Source organism: Actinoplanes missouriensis 431, assembly GCF_000284295.1.
In the GTDB taxonomy this organism is placed as follows: domain Bacteria; phylum Actinomycetota; class Actinomycetes; order Mycobacteriales; family Micromonosporaceae; genus Actinoplanes; species Actinoplanes missouriensis.
In genome coordinates, this window is record NC_017093.1 from 1,633,972 (window position 1) to 1,654,446 (window position 20,475).

Annotated in this window: 19 protein-coding genes; all 19 read left to right on the plus strand. The window is 70.9% G+C overall.

Features of this window, described 5'->3' with window-relative positions:
- Window positions 1-28 precede the first annotated feature (28 nt).
- The 19 genes from AMIS_RS07650 (at window position 29) to AMIS_RS07740 (ending at window position 20,447) form a co-directional block, all read left to right on the plus strand.
- Window positions 29-1,513: a UDP-N-acetylmuramoyl-L-alanyl-D-glutamate--2,6-diaminopimelate ligase gene (locus AMIS_RS07650; RefSeq protein WP_014441636.1), complete on the plus strand. Its 1,485-nt coding sequence runs from the start codon at window positions 29-31 to the stop codon at window positions 1,511-1,513.
- A complete protein-coding gene (locus AMIS_RS07655; RefSeq protein ID WP_014441637.1) occupies window positions 1,510-2,886 on the plus strand; it encodes a UDP-N-acetylmuramoyl-tripeptide--D-alanyl-D-alanine ligase in 1,377 nt (458 codons plus the stop codon). Before AMIS_RS07650 ends, AMIS_RS07655 begins: the two co-directional genes overlap by 4 nt.
- Complete coding sequence (mraY, locus tag AMIS_RS07660; protein WP_014441638.1) at window positions 2,883-3,998, plus strand: phospho-N-acetylmuramoyl-pentapeptide-transferase; 1,116 nt, start codon at window positions 2,883-2,885, stop codon at window positions 3,996-3,998. The genes AMIS_RS07655 and mraY overlap by 4 nt, the downstream gene beginning before the upstream one ends.
- 384 nt (window positions 3,999-4,382) lie before the next feature.
- Window positions 4,383-5,780 carry an FtsW/RodA/SpoVE family cell cycle protein gene (locus AMIS_RS07665; protein ID WP_014441639.1) on the plus strand — a complete coding sequence of 466 codons (1,398 nt, stop codon included), beginning with the start codon at window positions 4,383-4,385 and terminating at the stop codon, window positions 5,778-5,780.
- A gap of 51 nt (window positions 5,781-5,831) precedes the next feature.
- The gene (murG, locus tag AMIS_RS07670) at window positions 5,832-6,935 is read left to right on the plus strand and encodes an undecaprenyldiphospho-muramoylpentapeptide beta-N-acetylglucosaminyltransferase (protein ID WP_041829612.1); all 1,104 of its coding nucleotides are present in this window, start codon (window positions 5,832-5,834) and stop codon (window positions 6,933-6,935) included.
- A 34-nt stretch (window positions 6,936-6,969) separates the two neighbouring features.
- On the plus strand, window positions 6,970-8,406 hold the full coding sequence (gene murC, locus AMIS_RS07675) for a UDP-N-acetylmuramate--L-alanine ligase (protein WP_014441641.1): 1,437 nt from the start codon (window positions 6,970-6,972) through the stop codon (window positions 8,404-8,406).
- Between the two features lie 2 nt (window positions 8,407-8,408).
- Window positions 8,409-9,176, plus strand: coding sequence for a cell division protein FtsQ/DivIB (locus AMIS_RS07680; protein WP_014441642.1), 768 nt, complete (start codon window positions 8,409-8,411; stop codon window positions 9,174-9,176).
- Window positions 9,177-9,454: 278 nt separating this feature from the next.
- Complete coding sequence (gene ftsZ / locus AMIS_RS07685) at window positions 9,455-10,576, plus strand: cell division protein FtsZ (protein WP_014441643.1); 1,122 nt, start codon at window positions 9,455-9,457, stop codon at window positions 10,574-10,576.
- Window positions 10,577-10,585: 9 nt separating this feature from the next.
- Window positions 10,586-11,296: a YggS family pyridoxal phosphate-dependent enzyme gene (locus tag AMIS_RS07690; protein WP_014441644.1), complete on the plus strand. Its 711-nt coding sequence runs from the start codon at window positions 10,586-10,588 to the stop codon at window positions 11,294-11,296.
- 193 nt (window positions 11,297-11,489) lie between these two features.
- Window positions 11,490-12,218, plus strand: coding sequence for a cell division protein SepF (locus AMIS_RS07695; RefSeq protein WP_014441645.1), 729 nt, complete (start codon window positions 11,490-11,492; stop codon window positions 12,216-12,218).
- Window positions 12,219-12,241: 23 nt separating this feature from the next.
- A complete protein-coding gene (locus AMIS_RS07700) occupies window positions 12,242-12,547 on the plus strand; it encodes a YggT family protein (RefSeq protein ID WP_014441646.1) in 306 nt (101 codons plus the stop codon).
- 43 nt (window positions 12,548-12,590) lie between these two features.
- The gene (locus AMIS_RS07705; RefSeq protein WP_014441647.1) at window positions 12,591-13,403 is read left to right on the plus strand and encodes a DivIVA domain-containing protein; all 813 of its coding nucleotides are present in this window, start codon (window positions 12,591-12,593) and stop codon (window positions 13,401-13,403) included.
- Between the two features lie 53 nt (window positions 13,404-13,456).
- Window positions 13,457-14,860 carry a collagen-like protein gene (locus AMIS_RS44940; protein ID WP_014441648.1) on the plus strand — a complete coding sequence of 468 codons (1,404 nt, stop codon included), beginning with the start codon at window positions 13,457-13,459 and terminating at the stop codon, window positions 14,858-14,860.
- A 128-nt stretch (window positions 14,861-14,988) separates the two neighbouring features.
- Window positions 14,989-15,255 carry a DUF167 domain-containing protein gene (locus AMIS_RS07715; RefSeq protein WP_014441649.1) on the plus strand — a complete coding sequence of 89 codons (267 nt, stop codon included), beginning with the start codon at window positions 14,989-14,991 and terminating at the stop codon, window positions 15,253-15,255.
- A gap of 307 nt (window positions 15,256-15,562) precedes the next feature.
- Window positions 15,563-15,976, plus strand: a complete 414-nt coding sequence (locus AMIS_RS07720; protein WP_014441650.1) for a TraR/DksA family transcriptional regulator — start codon at window positions 15,563-15,565, stop codon at window positions 15,974-15,976.
- On the plus strand, window positions 15,949-16,542 hold the full coding sequence (gene lspA, locus AMIS_RS07725; RefSeq protein WP_083888584.1) for a signal peptidase II: 594 nt from the start codon (window positions 15,949-15,951) through the stop codon (window positions 16,540-16,542). The genes AMIS_RS07720 and lspA overlap by 28 nt, the downstream gene beginning before the upstream one ends.
- Before the next feature lie 79 nt (window positions 16,543-16,621).
- Window positions 16,622-17,551, plus strand: coding sequence for an RluA family pseudouridine synthase (locus AMIS_RS07730; RefSeq protein ID WP_041830602.1), 930 nt, complete (start codon window positions 16,622-16,624; stop codon window positions 17,549-17,551).
- A gap of 85 nt (window positions 17,552-17,636) precedes the next feature.
- Window positions 17,637-18,554 (plus strand): hypothetical protein, encoded by a 918-nt coding sequence (locus AMIS_RS07735; protein WP_231859381.1) that lies wholly within the window; start codon window positions 17,637-17,639, stop codon window positions 18,552-18,554.
- Between the two features lie 249 nt (window positions 18,555-18,803).
- On the plus strand, window positions 18,804-20,447 hold the full coding sequence (locus tag AMIS_RS07740; RefSeq protein WP_014441654.1) for a MinD/ParA family ATP-binding protein: 1,644 nt from the start codon (window positions 18,804-18,806) through the stop codon (window positions 20,445-20,447).
- Window positions 20,448-20,475: the final 28 nt, after the last annotated feature.

The following is a 20,475-nucleotide window of genomic DNA, read 5'->3' on the forward strand; positions in this document are numbered from 1 at the left end:
TGACGCCGTGTCCGGCATTCCCCGACCCATGAACGTCGCGCCGTACCCGTTGAGGCAGCTCGCTGAGTTGCTGAGCACGGAACCGGCGGGCGCTGACATCGATGTCACTGGGGTCACTCACAGTAGTGGGGCAGTACGCCCCGGCGACCTGTACGCGGCTCTGCCCGGTGCGAACCGGCACGGCGCGGAGTTCATCCCGGCGGCGGTCCAGGCCGGCGCCGTGGCGGTGCTCACCAACCCGGCGGGACGGCAGGCGGCGGCCGACGCCGGGCTGCCGGTGCTCGTCGTCGACGACCCGCGGGCGGTGCTCGGCGCGGTCGCGGCAGCGATCTACGGCGAGCCGTCGCGGCGGCTCACCATGATCGGCATAACCGGCACCGCGGGCAAGACCTCCACGTCGTACCTGGTGGAGGCGGGACTGCGGGCGGCCGGGCTCGTCACCGGGCTGGTCGGGACCGTGGAGACGCGGATCGGCGACCTCGTGGTGAAGAGCGTCCGGACCACCCCGGAGGCCACCGACCTGCAGGCCATCCTCGCCGCGGGGGTGGAGCGCGGGGTGTCCGCCGTCGTGATGGAGGTGTCCAGCCATGCCCTCGTGATGGGGCGGGCGGACGGGATCCGGTTCGCGGCGGCCGGTTACACGAACTTCGGGCAGGACCACCTCGACTTCCACCCGACGTCCGAGGAGTACTTCGAGGCCAAGGCCCGCCTTTTCGACGGCAGGTCAGCGGTTGAGGTGCTGAATCACGATGATGACGCGGTTATGCGCTTAAATCGTGACGAATCGGTCACGTACTCGGCCAGTGGCGACCAGCGGGCGACCTGGTGGGCCTCCGGCGTCCGGCCGTCCGACTACGGGCAGACCTTCACCGCCCACGGGCCGGACGGGATCACCGTCGAGACCGGCGTGGCGCTCCCCGGCCTGCACAACGTCGCGAACGCGCTGCTCGCGCTCGCCGTCCTGGTCGGCGCCGGCATCGACGCCACGGTGGCCGGCCGGGGCATCGCCGCGTGCAAGGGCGTGCCCGGCCGGCTCGAGCAGGTGGACGCGCCCGGCGAGATCCTCGGCGTGGTCGATTACGCGCACAAGCCGAACGCGATCGTCGCCGCGCTCGCCGCGCTCCGTGAGCTCGCCACCGGCCGTGGCGGCCGGCTGATCTGCGTGATCGGCGCCGGCGGCGACCGGGACAAGGGCAAGCGGCCGCTGATGGGCGACGCCGCGGCGCACGGCGCGGACCTGGTGATCGTCACCGACGACAACCCGCGCACCGAGGACCCGGCCGCGATCCGGGCCGCGGTCCGTCAGGGCGCCGAGCAGGCCGCGGCGCCTGCCAAGGTCATCGAGGTGGACGGCCGGCGCGCGGCGATCGGCGAGGCGGTCCGGCTGGCCTCGGCCGGTGACGTGATCGCCGTCCTGGGCAAGGGCAACGAGCAGGGCCAGGAGGTGAACGGCGAGGTGCTGCCGTTCGACGACCGTATCGAGTTGGCCGCCGCGTTGGGAGAACGTTCATGATCCCTCTGACTCTGGGCGAGATCGCCTCGATCACCGGTGGGACGCTTGTCAACGCCGCACCGGACGTCACGGTGACCGGCGGGGTGGAGTACGACTCCCGCAAGGTGGGACCGGGCGGGCTCTTCGTCGCGTTCGACGGGGAGAAGGTCGACGGGCACTCGTACGCCGGCGGTGTGATCGCCGGCGGCGCGGCGGGCGTGCTCGCCACCAAGGACGTCGGCGTGCCCTCGGTGATCGTCGAGGACCAGCTGGCGGCGCTGGCGGCCCTGGCCGCCCACGTCGTGCGGAACCTCGACAAGCTGGTCGTCGTCGGGCTCACCGGCTCGTCCGGCAAGACGACGACGAAGGACTACATCGGGCAGCTGCTGTCGCGGCTCGGCCCCACGGTGGCCCCGGCCGGCTCGCTCAACAACGAGCTCGGCTTCCCCTACACGGTCCTGCAGGCCACGCCGGAGACCCGGTTCCTGGTCCTGGAGATGGGCGCCCGGGGCATCGGGCACATCCGCTACCTGACCGAGATCGCCCGTCCGAGCATCGGTGTCGTGCTCAACGTGGGCGCGGCGCACATCGGCGAGTTCGGCTCGATCGAGGGCACCGCGCTCGCCAAGGGCGAGCTGGTCGAGGCGCTGCCGGTCGACGGGGTCGCGGTGCTCAACGCCGACGACCCGCTGGTGTCCGCGATGGCGTCCCGGACGTCCGCGCGGGTCGTGCTCACCGGGTCGTCCGCCGCCGACGTGCAGGCGGCCGAGGTGAAGCTGGACGCGAGCGGGCGGGCCTCGTACCTGTTGAAGTGGGGTGGGAGGTCCGGCCACGTCGCGCTCGGCGTCGTCGGGCAGCACCAGGTCGCCAACACCCTCGCCGCCGCCGCCGTGGCCCTCGCCGCCGGCATGGACTTCGACGAGCTCACCACCGCGCTCGGCGAGGTCGGCATCGTCTCCGGCCGGCGCATGGACGTCTTCCAGAACCCGGCCGGCGTGACGGTGATCGACGACTCGTACAACGCCAACCCGTCCTCCACGGCGGCGGCGCTGCGCGCGCTGGCGTCGATGGGTGAGGGCCGGCGCACCACGGCGGTCCTCGGTTACATGGCCGAGCTGGGCGAGCACGAGATCTCCGGGCACGCCGAGGTCGGCCGGCTCGCCGCCGAGCTGAACATCGACCGCCTGATCGTGGTGGCCGAGAACGCCCGCCCCATCCTGGACGGCGCCGCCGCGCTGGCGGACAAGCACCTCGCCGCCGACCAGGCCGAAGCCATCGCCATTCTGAAGCAGGACCTGCGCGCCGACGACGTCGTGCTGGTCAAGGGTTCCCGGTACCGCACATGGGACGTCGCCGACTGGCTGCGCCGTCCCGAGGAGGTTCAGCCCACGTGAGGGCAGTCATCGTCGCGGCCGCGGTCGCCTTTCTCATCTCGCTGTTCGGCACCCCGATTGCGATCCGGATCTTCTCGGCGCTCAAGGCCGGACAGCCGATCCGCACCATCGGCCCGCAGACCCACCTGGGCAAGCGGGGCACCCCCACGATGGGCGGCGTGGCGTTCATCCTCGCCACGGTCTTCGCGTACGTGGCCGGTCACCTGGCGCTGACCACCCTGCCGGACCGGCAGATCGCGCAGGAGAAGCCGACCATGACCGCGCTGGTCCTGCTCGGCCTCTTCGTCTTCTGCGGGGCCGTCGGCTTCCTCGACGACTTCCTGAAGGTCCGGAAGAAGAACTCGGACGGTCTCAGCGCCAAGGGCAAGCTCCTCGGGCAGCTGATCATCGGCACCGGCTTCGGCATCGCGGCGCTCTACTTCAAGAGCACCAACGGCCAGACCGTGGCGAGCGAGAAGATCTCGTTCATCCGGGACGTGAGCTGGCTGGACGTCGGCAAGGTCGGCTCGGTCATGGTCTTCGTCTTCGTCATCATGGCGATGTCGAACGGCGTGAACCTCACCGACGGCCTGGACGGCCTGGCGACCGGCGCGTCGATCCTGGTGCTCGGGGCGTACTCGCTGATCGGCTTCTGGCAGTACCGCCACTGGTGCGGTGACGACGACTACCGCACCACCAGCGCGCTCACCGAGCAGCACTGCTATCAAGTGCGAGATCCGCTGGAGATCGCGATGATCGCGGCAGCCGCCGCGGCGGCATGCGTCGGCTTCCTCTGGTGGAACACCAACCCGGCCCGCATCTTCATGGGCGACACCGGCGCGCTGGCCCTGGGCGGCCTGATCGGCGGCCTCGCGGTCGCCACCCGCACGACGCTGCTGTCGGTCATCATCGGCGGCCTCTTCGTCATCATCACGATGTCGGTGGTCATCCAGATCATCTCGTTCAAGACAACCGGTAAGCGCGTCTTCCGGATGTCACCGCTCCAGCATCACTTCGAGCTGGCGGGCTGGTCCGAGGTCAACATCGTGGTCCGCTTCTGGATCATCGCGGGCATCTGCGCGGCGATCGGCCTGGGCCTGTTCTACAGCGATCACCTCGCGGTCATGGGCTGACCCCTCCTTCGCACCCCGGGCGGCCGGTTGCGCTCCTTCCCGGAGTACGCGCGCCGGCCGCCCTTTCCTTTTCCCCGTCCCGCCTCTTCCCGCACTGACGTCCGTTCCGCCGGCTCACCCCGCCGCCGGCCCCGGACCTGCGTCACCGGGAACCCGCGCACGCGACGGCTCGCCGCCCGCCGGGAGGGCGACGGCGCGCCGGGGCCGGCGGTGGGGAGCGCCGGCGGGAGGGGCCGTCAGGTGTCCGGCGGGGTGGGGACGGGTCGGGGCGGTGGGGTAGGGGCCTTCGGCCGTACCGGATCGGGGTTTGAGGGTGAGAGAGTCGGCGGGCGACACGCCGGGGGGTGAAGGGGTGGTTCGTGGACATCCGGCGATGATGGGGTTATGGCGGACGACCGTATGCAAAAGGACCGCCCGTCGCTGAGCCGGCAGTTGCTGCCCGCGGTGCACGGGCTGCTGGCGCGACCGCTCTCGTCCTACTACCTGCTGATCGCGAGTTCCGGGCTGCTGCTGCTGATCGGGCTCACCATGGTGTTCTCGGCGACGAGCGTGGAGGCCTACGCCAAGAACGGGAACGCGTTCGCGGACATCTCCAGCCAGGCGGTCTACGCGCTGCTCGGGCTCGTCGCGTTCTGGGTGTGCCAGCGGCTGCCGGCGCAGACCCTGCGGACGCTCGGCAAATATGTCATGGGCCTGGCCCTGGTGCTGCTGTCGATTCTCGCGGTGCTGCACGCGATGGCCTCGGCGGGCATCGGCAACGGTTCGGTGGGGCCGATCGAGGCCGACCTGAACTGGCTGTCCCTCGGGCCGGTCAGCCTGCAACCGGGTGAGTTCGCCAAGGTCGGCATGGTGCTCTGGGGCGCCGACGTGATCGCCGGCAAGGGGCCGAAGCTGGCGCACTGGCGTGAGCTGGCGATGCCGCTCTTCCCGGTGGTGGGCCTGCTGTTCGTGCTGGTCGGCTACAACGACCTGGGCACCATGCTGGTGCTGCTCGCGCTGATCGTGGGCCTGCTCTGGGCGGCCGGTGTGCGGATGCGGTTCTTCGCGGCGCTGGGCGTGCTCGGCCTGGCCGGTATCGGACTGCTGATCGCGGCGGCGTCGGGCGGTGCCGGTTCCGGCGCCGCGGGCGCGTCGAACTATCGGTTCGGACGGATCACGAGCTGGCTCACGCCGCTGAGCGAGTGTGACCCGAACGGCGACTGTTACCAGGTCATCCAGGGGCGGTCGGCGATCTTCGAGGGCGGCTGGTTCGGTGTCGGCCTGGGCAAGGGCGCGCTGAAGTGGGGCTGGGTGCCGGAGGCCGAGAACGACTTCATCTTCTCGATCGTGGCCGAGGAGCTCGGCATCGTCGGCTGCACCGTGGTGCTGGCGTTGCTCTCCGTGCTCGCCTACGCCGGTTTCCGGATCGCGCGGCGGTCCAGTGACCCGTTCCGCCGGCTCGCCGCTTCCGCGATCACCACGTGGCTGGTCGCCCAGGCTGTGATCAACATGGGTGGGGTGGTCGGGCTGCTGCCCATCACCGGTCTTCCGCTACCGTTCATCTCCGCAGGTGGCAGCGCCTTGGTGGTGACGATGGCGGCGATCGGCATGCTCGCGTCGTTCGCTCGCGCGGAGCCGGATGCGGCCCGAGCGCTGAACGCCCGTCCGACCCCGAGATGGGTACGACTAGTGTGGGCCCCGCTGCCGCCGCTTCCCCCGCCGCGGCGGTCGGGAACGCCGCGTCCCCCGGCACAGAAGAAGCCGGTTCAGACGAAGCCCGTCGGTAGGGGGATGCGTCTTTAGTCCGTCACAACGGGTGGCGGGTGGGGCGGTCGGAAGGGGAAGGAGACGGTGATGAGCCAGCTGCGGTCGGTCGTGCTCGCCGGAGGAGGCACCGGTGGTCACATCTATCCGCTGCTCGCCTTCGCCGACGCGTTACGACGCCACTTCCCGCAGATCCGGATCACGACGCTGGGCAGCCCGAAGGGCATGGAGAACCAGCTGATCCCGGCAGCCGGGTACGACCTGCGCGTCATCCCGGCGTTCCAGCTGCCCCGGGCGCTCAACCTGGACCTGCTGCGCACGCCGGACCGGATGTACAAGTCGGCCGCCGCGGCCGGTGAGATCATCGACGAGGTGCAGGCCGAGGTGGTGGTCGGCTTCGGTGGCTACGTGTCGGTCCCGGCCTACCTCGCGGCCTGGCGCCGTGAGCTGCCGATCGTGATCCACGAGGTCAACGTGCCGGCGGGTGTCGCGAACCGGATGGGCATGAAGTTCACCAAGCGGGTCGCGGTGGGTTTCCCGCACCAGCTGGAGCAGGCCGAGTCGCTGCGCAACGCCCGGCTCGTCGGCGTGCCGCTGCGCACCGGCATCACCCACATGGACCGGCCGGCGCTGCGCCCGCAGGCCCTGTACCACTTCGGCCTCCGCCCGGACCTGCCGGTGCTCTTCGTCTCCGGCGGCTCGTCCGGGGCGCGGACCATCAACCTGGCGGTCGCCGCGGCGGCGAAACGGCTCGCGCACGCCGGCATCCAGGTGCTGCACGTGCAGGGTGGCCGCAACGACCCGTTCGAGGTGCCGCACGACCTGCCGGTGCCGTACGTCGTGGTGCCGTATCTGTCCGAGATGGAGCTCGGCTATGCGGCCGCGGACCTGATGCTCTGCCGGGGCGGGGCGATCACGGTGGCGGAGACCACGGCGCTCGGCATGCCGGCGATCTACGTGCCGTACCCGTTCAGCAACCAGGAGCAGCGCCGCAACGCGCTGCCCGTGGTGGAGTCCGGCGGCGGCCTGCTGGTGGACAACAGCGAGCTGACCCCGGACTGGATCGAACGCAACATCATCCCCCTGGCCCGGGACCGGCAGCGGCTCGGCCAGATGGGCGCGGCGGCGGCACAGTACGGGCGGCGGGACGGCGACGAGGCGCTGCTGCGCTACGTCCTCGAAGCGGTGAGCTGAGGCTTTTCATGGAGTTCGTCGAGGGAGTGGAACTGTGAACACGGCGGAGCTGACGCCGGCCGGTGAGTTGACCGCCGAGGACCTGGGCAGCGTGCACCTGATCGGCATCGGCGGGGTCGGCATGGCCGGCCTGGCCCGCCTCCTGCTGACCCGGGGCGTTCCGGTCTCCGGCAGCGAGCTGCGGGAGTGGCCGGCCCTGGCGGCGCTGCGGGCGCTCGGCGGCACCGTGCACATGTCGCACGTGGAGTCGAACCTGGACGGCGTCGACACGGTCGTCTACTCGACGGCCATCCCGTACGAGCACATCGAGCTCGCCGAGGCGCGCCGTCGCGGGCTGCGGGTGCTGCACCGTTCCGAGGCGCTCGCGGCGGCCATGACGAACCGGCAGAGCATCGCGATCGCCGGCACCCACGGCAAGACCACCACCACCTCGATCATGACGGTGATCCTGCAGCACACCGGGCAGGACCCGTCCTTCGTGATCGGCGGCGAGATCTCCGCGGCCGGCGCGGCCGGGCACCACGGCACCGGGCCGCACTTCGTGGTCGAGGCCGACGAGAGCGACAAGTCGTTCCTGATCTACCGGCCGCACGTCGCGATCATCACGAACATCGAGGGCGACCACCTCAACAACTGGGGCGACCTGGACTCGCTGAAGGCGGGCTTCCTGGAGTTCGGCTGCCTCGCCGACGGCTTCGTGGTGACCTGCGCGGACGGGCCGGGCACCGAGGAGCTGATCGCGGGGCTCCGGGCCGCAGGCAAGACCGTTTACACGTACGGCGAGTCGGAGAGCGCCGACCTGCGGATGAGCGACATCGTCTCGTCGACGAGCGGGGTGCGCTACCAGGCGTCGCTGGACGGCAAGCCGCTCGGCGAGATCAAGCTGGCGCTGCCCGGCAAGCACATGGGCCTGAACAGCGCGGCGACCGTGCTGACCGCGCTGAAGCTGGGCCTGCCGCTGGACAAGGTGATCGAGGCGCTGGAGTCGTTCCCGGGCGTCCGGCGGCGGTTCGAGCGCAAGGGCATCGCCGCCGGGGTGCGTGTCTACGACGAGTACGCGTACCACCCGACCTCGGTGAAGGCGGCCCTGCGGACGCTGCGCGAGGTGGCCGGCGACGGGCGGCTGCTGGTGGTCTTCCAGCCGTACCGGGTGTACCGCACCCGGGACCTGCAGGCCGAGCTCGCCGAGGGCCTCGCGGTCGCCGACGAGGTGATCTGCATGGAGGTGTTCGGCCCGGGGGAGACCCGTGGGCCGGGGGAGGGCGGCCGGGCGCTCACCGCCGCGATCGACCTGCCGGAGGACCGCAAGGTCTTCGTGCCGGACTGGGACGACGTGCCGGCCGAGGTGGTGCGCCGCAGCCGTCCCGGCGACGTGGTGGTGACGATGGGCGCGCCGCCGATCTCGCTGATGGGTGACGAGCTGCTGGCCGCGCTCGCCGAGGCGGACCAGCTGCCGGACCTGGCCCGCTGACCATGGCCGGCGCAGGCTCGCGGAACTGGCGGCTGGTCCGGGCCGACCCGGACGCCGTGCCGCCGTCGGCCCGCCGGTTCATGGCCCGGGCCCGGCAGCGCAAGCTGCGGGCCGCGCTGCCGTGGCTGATCGCCGCCGGGGTGCTGCTGGTCGCCGGCCTGCTGGTCTGGGTGGTCTACGGGACCTCGGTGCTGGGTGTCCGCACCGTCGAGGTGGTCGGCGCCGAGCTGCTCAGCCAGGAGCAGGTGCGCGCGGCTGCCGCGATCCCGGCGGATCAGCCGCTGGCCCGGGTCGACCTGGGGGCCGCGCGCGGCCGGGTGCGCGAGCTGCCGGCCGTGGACCGGGTGGTGGTCAGCCGCAGCTGGCCGTCGACCGTGGTGATCGAGGTGGTGGAGCGGACCGCGATCGCGGCGGTGCCGGCCCGGCAGGGTTTCATCCTGATCGACGACGACGGTGTGCCGTTCCGGGCGGTCGCCGAGCAGCCGGCCGGGCTGCCGCTGGCCCGCCTCGCCAAACCCGGCCCGCTGGACGAGAACACCGAGTCGGCGCTGACGGTGCTGGAGTCGCTCAGTGACGAACTTCGCAAACAAGTCGTCGCGGTGGCCGTCCCCTCGCCGGTGAAGATCCGGTTGGAGTTGCGGAAGGGTCGTGTCGTCATCTGGGGCGACGACACCAAGAGCGGCGAGAAGAGCAAGGTGGCCACCGAGCTGCTGAGCCAGAAGGGCGACGAGATCGATGTGAGCGCCCCGACGGTCGTGACGATCAGGTAAATAATCGTTTTAAACGGACAAGCGGCGCAAACGTCATGAACTGACTAAGGTTACGGGTGAGTCGGATACTCGCCACGTAAGCGGCGGGCGACACGCCGCCCGGGGTCTTTGGTCGCAGCAGATGTATTGCTTACGTTGCGTCGAGAGGTTCGAGTGGTTGACATAACTCTGAACCTCTAGTAGAGGGTGAGGGTTTCCTCGCCCTCCCTTGTACGGCAGCGGATGTCCGAAGTGCGCCGTCGACATTCGTCCACCCTGGAAGGGAAGGCTGGAGACCGATGACACCTCCACACAACTACCTGGCGGTAATCAAGGTCGTCGGTATCGGCGGCGGCGGCGTGAACGCCGTGAACCGCATGATCGAGGTGGGACTCAAGGGCGTCGAGTTCATCGCGATCAACACCGATGCCCAGGCGCTGCTGATGAGCGACGCCGACGTGAAGCTCGACGTGGGCCGGGAACTGACGCGTGGCCTCGGCGCGGGCGCGCAGCCCGAGGTCGGCAAGAACGCCGCCGAGGACCACCGGGACGAGATCGAAGAGGTGCTCAAGGGCGCCGACATGGTCTTCGTCACCTGCGGCGAGGGCGGCGGCACCGGCACCGGTGGCGCTCCCGTCGTGGCGAACATCGCCCGCAAGCTCGGCGCGCTGACGATCGGCGTGGTGACCCGCCCGTTCTCGTTCGAGGGCAAGCGGCGTCAGGTCCAGGCCGAGGCCGGCATCGACGAGCTGCGCAACCAGTGCGACACGCTGATCGTGATCCCGAACGACCGGCTGCTCGCGCTCGGCGACCGCGGGATCAGCATGATGGACGCGTTCCGTCAGGCCGACCAGGTGCTGCTCTCCGGTGTGCAGGGCATCACCGACCTGATCACCACGCCGGGTCTGATCAACCTGGACTTCGCGGACGTGAAGAGCGTCATGAGCAACGCCGGCAGCGCGCTCATGGGCATCGGCAGCGCGCGCGGCGACAACCGCGCGGTCGAGGCGGCCGAGCGGGCCATCTCCAGCCCGCTGCTGGAGCAGAGCATGGACGGCGCGCGCGGCGTGCTGCTCTCCATCGCCGGCGGCTCGGACCTCGGCCTGTTCGAGATCAACGACGCGGCGCAGCTGGTCACCGACGCGGCCCACCCGGACGCGAACATCATCTTCGGCGCCGTGATCGACGACGCGCTCGGCGACGAGGTGCGGGTCACCGTGATCGCCGCGGGCTTCGACGGGGGAACGCCGTCGTACAAGCCGGCCGAGCCGGTGCGCAAGGTGGTGCCGCAGCCCACCACGCCGCCGGCCAGCACGCCGGTGACCCCGCCGCCGGTCCAGCCGGCCGCGACCACCCCGCCGCCGCGCCGGGTGCTCTTCGACGACGTGGACGTGCCGGACTTCCTGAAGAACGGCTCCTGAGCACTGCTGATGGAACATGATGGAGGGCGGCGGGCCGAGCTCGCCGCCAATCTTGTCGAGGTACGGGGCCGGATCGCGCGAGCCTGTGAGGCCGCCGGCCGGCCGGTGGACAGCGTCACCCTGACCGCGGTGACCAAGACGTATCCGGCGAGCGACGTGGTGCTGCTCGCCGGGCTCGGCGTCACCGACGTCGGGGAGAACAAGGACCAGGAGGCGGCCGCCAAGGCCGCCGCGGTCTCCGCCGAGGGCGTGCGGCTGCGCTGGCATTTCGTCGGCCAGCTGCAGCGCAACAAGGCAAAATCGGTGATCAGGTACGCCGACGTGGTCGAATCTGTCGACTCGGAGCGCCTGGCCGTCGCGTTGGGACGGGCCGCCGAGGATCGCGAGACCCCTCTGGACGTGTTGATCCAGATCAGCATCGACGGCGATCCCGCGCGCGGCGGTGTGGTTGAAGATGATCTTTGGCGGGTATCCGACACGGTGACCTCATCGGACGGTCTCCGGCTGGCCGGCGTCATGGCTGTGGCGCCGCTGGGCTGGGAGGCGGATCGCGCGTTCGAGCGGCTCGCCGTGCTGGCGGGGCGTTTGACCGCGCGTCATCCGGGCGCCACGACGGTCTCCGCGGGCATGAGCGGGGATCTCGAGGCGGCCGTCCGGCACGGTGCGACACACGTACGGATCGGTACATCTTTACTCGGGATGCGAAACTCGCTGCGGTAGCCTTGCGCCGGGCAGCAAACTACACAGGTGTTGTTTTGCGCGACGGATTCCCGCCACGGTGGCCGCCGCGTCCGACGACGCAGCGTCGCGGCGAGTCGTGGGTCCGAATCGGATCCGTGTGTTCGGCTCGCACAAGGGGGGACGCGGCACGCCAAGGGGGCGCGGGCCGCACAGCGGACACGGAGGTGGGGGCATGAGCGCGTTGCGTAAGGCCGGCGTCTGGCTCGGCCTCGTCGAGGAAGACGACGAGCGCGGGTACGACGACCGCGGCTACCGGGAGAGCTCCTACCGTGACCGCGACCGTGACCGGGATCGTGACCGCGGACGCGAGCGGGACCGGGAGCGCTACTCCAGCGATCGGTACGCCGACGAGTTCGCCGAGGACGACGACGAGGACGAGCGCGCCGTTCCCCGCGCGCGGTCCGACCGCAGCCGGCTCGACCGGGTCTCCGCGGCCCGCGCCGACCTGGACCGGGAGGAGAGCGAGCGCCTCGATCGGGCGAGCGTGCGCTCCATCACCCGTCCGCAGCCGGCGCCCGAGCAGAGCAACGCCCTGAGCTACTCGACCCGGGAGAACCTGGCGCTCAAGCCGCAGCCGCAGGCTCAGCCCCAGGTGCAGCCGCGTCCGGTGGAGGAGGAGCAGCGTTACCAGATCACCACGCTGCACCCCACCACGTACCGGGAGGCCCGCACGATCGGCGAGCATTTCCGCGACGGTGTGCCGGTAATCATCAATCTCACCGAGATGGATGAATCCGACGCCCGCCGGCTCGTCGACTTCGCCGCCGGGCTGGCGTTTGGCCTGCGGGGTACGATCGAGCGCGTGACCAACCGGGTTTTCCTGCTCTCACCGGCGAATGTCCAGGTCACCGCGGAGGACAAGGCCAAAATCGCTGAGGGCGGCTTCTTCACTCAGAGTTGACCCGAACGAGGGATCCGCCGAACGTGCTGTCGATCGTGTTCCAGATTCTCTATGTCGTGCTGTACCTCCTCTACATGGTGCTGCTGGCCAGGTTCGTGCTGGGTGCGGTGCTCCAGTACGGACGGCGCTGGCAGCCCAGCCGGGGTGCCTCGGCCGGACTCGAATCGGTGTGGAGCGTCACGGATCCGCCCCTTAAGGCGTTGAGGCGTGTGATCCCACCGCTGCGCATTGGTAACGTGAGTTTGGACCTGGCTTCCATCGTGCTGCTGGTTATCCTGTTCGTGCTCATGGAGTTCGTGCTACGTCCACTGATCATCAGTTACAGCTAGACAGCAGCCCCAACCGCGGCCGCGACTGACCCGAGGAGTTTCGATGCCGCTGACCCCGGCCGACGTTCATAACGTCGCCTTCAAGAAGCCCCCGATCGGCAAGCGGGGGTATGACGAGGAGGAGGTCGACGCTTTCCTTGACGAGGTGGAGCGCGAACTCGCCCGTCTTATCGAGGAGAACAACGAGCTGCGCGCCCAGGTGGAGCGCGGCGGCCGGGGTGGCGCACCAGCCGTCCCGGGTGCCGACCCCCGCCTCGCGGCCGAGCTCAACGACCTGAAAGCCCAGCTCGACCGGGTGCAGCGGGACAAGTCGGCGGCCGAGCAGGCCGCGCGTCAGATGCAGGCCGAGCTGGAGCAGGTCCGCGCGCAGGGCCCCGGCCCCGGCGCCGGCCAGAGCGCGGCCGACGGCGAGCAGCAGGCGCTGCGGGTGCTCATGATGGCCCAGCGCACGGCTGACGACCACGTGGCGGACGCCCGCCGCGAGGCCGACAAACTCCTCTCCGACGCCCGTTCCAAGGCCGAAGAGGTCACCCGTGAGGCCCGGGCCAAGGCCGACGCCCTCGAGCGCGACGCGCGTCAGCGGCACCAGGAGGCCATGGGCGGCCTGGACGCCAAGCGGACCGCGCTGCAGAAGCACATCGAGGAGCTGAAGCAGTTCGAGCGGGAGTACCGCACCCGCCTGAAGGCGTACCTGGAGAGCCAGCTGCGTGACCTGGACGGTCGTGGTCAGGGCCTGGAGGCCGAGCTGACCAGGGCCGACGCCAGCCGCGCGGTGGGCGGTTCCGGCGGCCTCGCCGCTGCGGGCCTCGCCGGGTCGTACGGCGGCCGGACCAACTCCATCGAATCGGGTCGCTGACCGGCAGCCCCCGGCACCGCGATCGAGAAACCGTACCGCGACGAGGATGAGCCATGATCGTTGCTAGTCTCCTGCTCATCCCCGTCGCGGTGGTGTTTCTCGCGCTCGGTCTGATCAACGGATCGAGCAACCTTCTGATAGCCGCGATCGTGGTCAGCCTGCTGGTCTCGGTCGCACTGGTCCTCGGTGCGCGCCAGGCCGCGGCTCGCCGCAGCACGGCCCAGCGGGAACCCGCCCGCGAGCCCTTCCCCGAGGATCCTTTCCGGGAAGAGCCCTTCCCGGAGGAGCCGGTCCGCGAGGCGCCGCCCCGCAGCCGCCGCCCGGAACCGGAAACGCCGCAATACGCGGACTCCGCTGAATATTCCGAGTCGGCCGCCTACTCCGACTCCACGCAGTACGCCGCGTCCGCGCAGTACGCCGGGGGTGAGGACTCCTCGGATCCCTACGCCGGAAATTCTGCCCCGGCCGGGACGGCGTTCGCAGCCGAATCCGACTTCGCCGATCAGGTCGGCGCCGCTACGCCAGCCGATCGGTACCCGGGTGATCGGTACCCGGATGATCGCGCTCCGGGCGATCGGGCTCGGGATGACCGGCTGGCGGATGATCGGCCCTCAGATGACCGGCTCTTGGATGACCGGCTCTCGGATGATGATGAGCCCGATCTGGCCGATATGTCGGATGCTGACCGGGCCCGGTGGGCCGGGGAGCGGGACGCGGCGGAGCATTTCGCGGCGGAGCGCGGCGGCGTTTCGTCCCCTGCAGCAGACTATGCCGAATCCGACTCGGCCTCTGAATTCGACGGTCTCCGATCCGCGCCGGCCGGCGCGGACTACGACCACGCCTCCTCCACGATCGACGCCTCCCGTGCGCCGGAGTCCGATGACCCGTCGTGGCGGCGCCCGGCTGAGGCCGCAGCGGCCGCCGACGCCGCGCGGGACGCGGATGTGACGCGGGGCACGGATGACCCGAGCGGGCCGGATCTCACGCACCGCTCGGATGACCCGCGCGCCTCGGATGGCCTGCGCGGCTCGGATGGCCTGCGTGGTTCGGATGGCCTGCGTGGTTCGGATGGCCTGCGTGGTTCGGATGGCCTGCGTGGTTCGGATGGCCTGCGTGGTTCGGATGGCCTGCGTGGTTCGGATGGCCTGCGTGGTTCGGATGCGGTTCCGCCGGTGGATGCCGCTGCGGACGAGTTCGGCGAGCCGGATGACGACGATCCGGACGACGAGCCGCTGCCGCAGTCGGTGCGGCCGGCCGACGCGGTCCTGGTGGCCCGGCTCGACGCCGAGGTGCTGGTGGTCGACGGGCGTCCGCGCTACCACATGGCGGACTGCCCGCACCTGGTCGGCCGGCTGACCGAGCCGCTGCCGGCGAACGAGGCGGTCGAGCTCGGCTTCAGCCCGTGCGGCCTGTGCCGGCCGGTGGACCGGCTGGTCGCCGCGGTCGCCCGGCACTGAGCCGCCGTGAGCCCGCCGTGAGTCGCCGGGAGGCTGCGAGGAGTCGGGGCGGCCGGTGGGACGGCTCGGAACCCCGCGCCGCGGGTGGCCCCGCTGCCGGCCGGGCGGCGGGCACGGGGGATTCGGTTGTGGTGCGGGTTCGGCCCGGGGCGGGGCGGAACCGGGTCGGCGGGCGGTATGACGGACCGCACGGGCCGGCCTTGATCGTCGCGGTGAGCGCCCCGGCGGTCGACGGCCGGGCCACCGAGGCCGTCCGGCGGGCGCTCGCCGAGGCGCTCGGTGTGCGCCCCGCGGAGGTGGAGCTCCGGATCGGCGCGACGAGCCGGGACAAGGTGTTCACCGTCACCGCCGCGACCCGCGACTGGGAGCAGCGTCTCACCGCACTCCGTCAATAACCGTTAGTAAGCGCAGCATCACCATCGGTGTATCGTCGGTTATCCGACGACCTCCTGACTCGTTTCAGCTGGTTTGTCGCCGAGCGGGTGAGATGGTGGGTTGTCGGGGCTCCTCACCTTCCGTATCCTTGCCACCCTCACGCGTGCGCGGCTGTTTCTTGCCGCGCCGTTTGTGCAGGTGGGGGAAGATCAACGGCCGGGGAATCCGTCCCGGAAGCACGGGAACAGACCAGGGGACCGCAGGGGCGTACCCCGCGGATCCTTCAGACCGCTGTCGCCGCGCGCGAGCGCGGCCGAGGGAGCGACGATGGCCAAGGCAACCGAAGTCCGGTCCGGTTCGTCCGCTGCGGAGCGGAGCCGCAGCGCGGCGGAGACCGAGGAGATCCGGCAGGCTCTGGTCGCGCGGCTCACCGAGCTGCAGGCCGAGTACGATCAGTCGCTCAGCGAGATCACCGAGTTGCAGCGCGAGCGGCTCGCCGACTCGGCCGGGGACGACCAGGCCGACACCGGCACCAAGACGTTCGAGCGGGAGCAGGAGATCACGCTGGCCAACAACCTGCTCGAGCGGATCACACAGGTGGAACGCGCCATCGATCGACTCGGCTCGGGCAACTACGGTTGGTGTGAGCGGTGCGGTAACCAGATTCCGGTCGAGCGGCTGGCGGCGTTCCCGTCCGCGACGCTCTGTGTCTCATGCAAGCAGTTGGAGGAACGACGCTGAACGCCGATGAGCCGGCGACCGTGACACCGCGGTTCGCCCCCCGCGCCGTGGCCGTGCTGGCCGCGACCGCTGTGATCGCCGTCGCGGTCGACCAGTGGGTCAAGCACCTCTCCACCGAGAATCTGGAGCCGGGCGAGCCGGTCCGCATCCTCGGTGGGCTGGTCTACCTGTCGCTGTTCCGCAACGGAGGCGCGGCGTTCAGCCTGGGCAGTGACTACACCTGGGTCTTCCCGCTGATCACGCTCATCGTGGTCGGCTGGATCGGCTGGATGGCGAGCCGGCTGCGCTCGCTGCCCTGGGCGATCGCGCTCGGCCTGGTGCTGGGTGGCGCGCTGGGCAACCTCGGCGACCGGCTGTTCCGGGCGCCGAGCTTCCTCCACGGTCACGTGGTCGACATGATCAGTGTGTTCGGGCCGAACGGGCAGTACTTCGCGATCTTCAACATCGCCGACAGCTGCCTGAGCGTCGGTGTGGTGCTCGCGGTGCTGCTGGAGCTGACCGGCAGGCAGCGGGACGGCAGCCGGGTCAGCGTCAAGAAGAAGAGCACCGAGGAGAAAACGGCATGAGCGAGCTTGCGAGCGAATCGGCTGGCTCAGTCGTGAACTCATGCCGGCGTCGGCGCCGGAGCGCAGCGGAGGGGGCGGCATGAGCGGGCAGCGATCTCTGCCGGTGCCGGACGGCCTGCACGGCATGCGCCTGGACCAGGCGGTCTCCCGACTCTTCGGGCTGTCCCGGACCGCCGCGGCCGACCTGGTCGAGGCCGGTGACGCGCTTGTCGACGGCGTGGCCCGGGCGAAATCCGAGAAGGTGAACGCCGGCTCCTGGCTGGAGGTCACGCTTCCCGCGCCGGCCGCCGCCCCGGCCGTGGTGGCCGAGCCGGTGCACGGGATGAAAATCATCTACAGCGACGACGACATCGTCGTGGTGGACAAGCCGGTCGGTGTCGCGGCGCACCCGAGCCCGGGCTGGACCGGCCCGACCGTGATCGGCGGGCTGGCCGCGATGGGTCAGAACGTGGCGACCACCGGCGCGGCCGAGCGGCAGGGCGTGGTGCACCGGCTCGACGTCGGCACCACCGGGCTGATGGTGGTCGCGAAGACCGAGCTGGCCTACACGGCGCTGAAGCGGGCGTTCAAGGAGCGCGAGGTGGAGAAGCGGTACCACGCCGTGGTCCAGGGCCACCTGGATCCGCTGCGCGGCACCATCGACGCCCCGATCGACAGGCACCCCAGCTCGGACTGGAAGTTCGCGGTGATGTCCGGCGGCAAGCCGAGCGTCACCCACTACGACACGCTCGAGGCGTTCCGGTCGGCCAGCCTGGTCGACGTGAAGCTGGAGACCGGCCGTACCCATCAGATCCGGGTGCACTTCTCCGCGCTGCGGCACCCGTGCGTCGGCGACATGACCTACGGCGCCGATCCCACCCTGGCGGCCCGGCTGAAACTGGACCGTCAGTGGTTGCACGCCCGCGAGCTGGCATTTCTTCATCCCCGTACGCACGATGAGGTCCGTTTCGTCAGCGACTACCCTGACGACCTGAAATACGCGCTGGACGTCCTGGAGGACGGCAGCTGAGGATCGGGAGTGCAGCGTGGGCCCCGCGTATCGTCTGCGGGCGCTCCTCGTCAGGTTCGGGAGCGGCTCGCTCCGGTCAGTGATCATGGCCGGTGTGGCGCTGGCCGCTATCGTGACCATGATCGCGGCGCTGCTGCTGGCGGACCGTGAGCCGCCCGGCGGCGAGGTCTCCGGTGAGGTGGTCCGGGTCGGTGTGGTCGAGGGCCAGTCGGTCGACGGTTACCTGGACGCCGCGGAGCACGAGGTGGCGGCTCTGCCGGCGGCGGGGGAGACCTGGGCGCTGGTGTCGCTGCGGTCCTACGCCGCACCGGACCTGCTGCCCGCGCTGCTGGCCGGAACGACGGTCGCCCAGGTCTACGCGCGGGTGCCGCTCGCCGACGCCCGCACCCCGATCACCCGGATCCCGGTGCGTCAGCTGCCCGGCGACGTGATCGACGGGATGCTCGCCGCGGCGGTCGCCCGTGATCAGGAGCAGGCGGAGTACGAACAGCTCAGCCGCGCGCTGACAGGTGACGGGCGTAACGAGGAACGGCTGCGGGCCGCGTACCGGACGGCGGCGCGAACCGCGGCGGAGGAGGCGGCTGCCTACCGGGCCGGCTGTGACTGCGTCTTCGCCGCGGTGGTGCGGGCCGTCCCGGCCGTGCTGAGCGGCCTGGCGTCAACCCCGGTGGTCCGGGCCGTCGACCCGGCGCCGGAGGTGCGGGAACTGGAGCGTACGGAGTTCCGCCCGCCCCTGCCCGAGGAGACGGGAACCGCCTCGGCGCAGCCGTCCACCGTGCCCTCGGCACAGCCATCGACCCCGGTCGTGCCATCCGTGTCGCCGGCCGTTGCCGGGACCACACCCGCGCCGATAGCGTCGTCGGTCGTGGCTCCTGTGACATCCGCCTCACCCGAAAGTTCGACTGCCGCCCCGCTGATGTCCGTATTCCCCTCCGAGGGTGACCGTGCCGTACCCTCGGCGGCGGACATGAGCCCTGTTCGTGACATGTCCGGCTCTCCGTGAAAGAGCATCCACCGGCCGCTCCGGACGTTAGGTCTTCCGACCGCGAAACGTTCGGCCGGATGCACGTGCACGACCAGCGTGCCGCTATGTGATCAAGATTGACCACGAGATGGGCAGTCGGCCGGTGGCCCGAATAGGGTTCTCGTCCGTAGCCTGTCAGTCGGGCGGGAACATCGCCCATCGGGTGAGAACTTCGCCGTGGACCATCGCCGAGGATTGACCATCGGGTAGGCGCAGAGAGGACGAGCCGTGGACGGGACCGAGACCGGCTGGGGCCGGCCTGCGGAACCAGCCCCGCGCTGGCGGGCGCTGCTCGACCGGGCTCGGCATGGCAGCCGCAGTGACGAGCCGGAGGAGACTCCGCAGCAGGAACAGCCGGCGCAGCCGTCGCCGTGGGGGCAGCAGCCGCCGGGGCGGGCCGCGTCCGGAGTGGAGCGGCGGCCGTTCAACCCGCTCGACCCGCGTGCCGAGCGGCAGCCCGGCCTCGACCGCCGTGTTCCCGAGCCGCCGGCCGAGCCGCGCCCGGAACCGCGATCGGTGCCGCAGCGGCCGATCAACCCGCTGGACCCGCGCTGGCAGGCCCGTCGCGATCAGGAGCAGCCGAGCAGCTTCTTCGAGCCGGGCGGGCGTGCCACACCGCCGCCGCCGGCCCAGCCACCGGCTCAGCCGCCGCCGTCCCGGGATTACGGCGCGGCCGGTCCGGGGTATGCGACGCCGGCCCGCGACTATCCGGCCGGTGGTTACGCCGCACCCGCGACCGGCTATCAGCCGCAGCCGCAGCCGCAGCCGCAGCCGCAGCCGCAGCCGCAGCCGCAGACCAACGGTTACCCGCCGCCCGCCGCGAACGGGTATTCGAGCACGGCGTACGCGCCGACGCCGCCGGCTCCGGTGCAGCCCTCGCCCGCGCAGCCGGGCGCCTATCCGCCGGCGCCGCCCGCTCCCGCGTACCCGCGCAATCCGGCCGCACAGGGCCCGGTGGTGCCCCCGCAGGCCGCGCCCCGCATTCCCGCGGCCGCGCCGGCACCGATCTCCCCCGCGGCCCCCGCGGCCGCCCGGATCGAGTGGCGGCAGACGCGCAGCGACGACGGCTCGGACCGGGCCGCGGCGGTGCTGCGGCGCAAGCTCGGCAAGCCGCGGGTGCTGGCGTTCGCGAACCCGAAGGGCGGCGTCCACAAGACCACCGCGACGGTGCTCGCCGCGGCCACCATCGGCAGCGTGCGCGGCCGGGGCGTGCTGGCCTGGGACGACAACGAGCTGCGTGGCACGCTCGGCCTGCGAGCCGGCAGCGCCCGGCACGCCCGGACGATAAAGCACCTGCTCGCGGACCTGATGCGGATCGAGAACCTGCACGGGGACGCGCTGCTGCAGGAGCTCGACGCCTACCTGCGGCACGCCTCGGACGGCTCCTACGACGTGCTGGCCGGTGAGGAGAACCCGCGGTTCGCCCAGCGGCTGGACCAGGCGACCGTCCGCCGGGTGATGGACCTGCTCCGGCGTACCCATGATGTGATCTGCGTCGACACCGGCAACAACGTGGAAAGCGTGAACTGGCAGACGGTGATGCGCACCGCTGACCAGCTGGTGATCACCACGGTGCCCCGGGAGGACGCGGCGTTCACCGCCGACTGGATGCTGGACGTGCTCGAGGAGAGCGGGATGGGCGACATGGTGGCCAACGCCGTGACGTTGATCTCCTGCCCGTCGCCGGGTCACCTGCCGCTGCTCGAGGACTTCAAGAAGCATTTCGCCACGCGGACCCGTGCGGTCGCGGTCGTGCCCTACGACCCGGCGCTGGAGGTCGGCTCCTCGATCGAGTACGGGGATCTGCAAGCCGACACCCGACAGGCATGGCTTCGTGCCGCGGCGACGATGCTGGAGCCGTTCGCCGAGTAATATTCTCCGGCGGTCGACTTACAGGGGG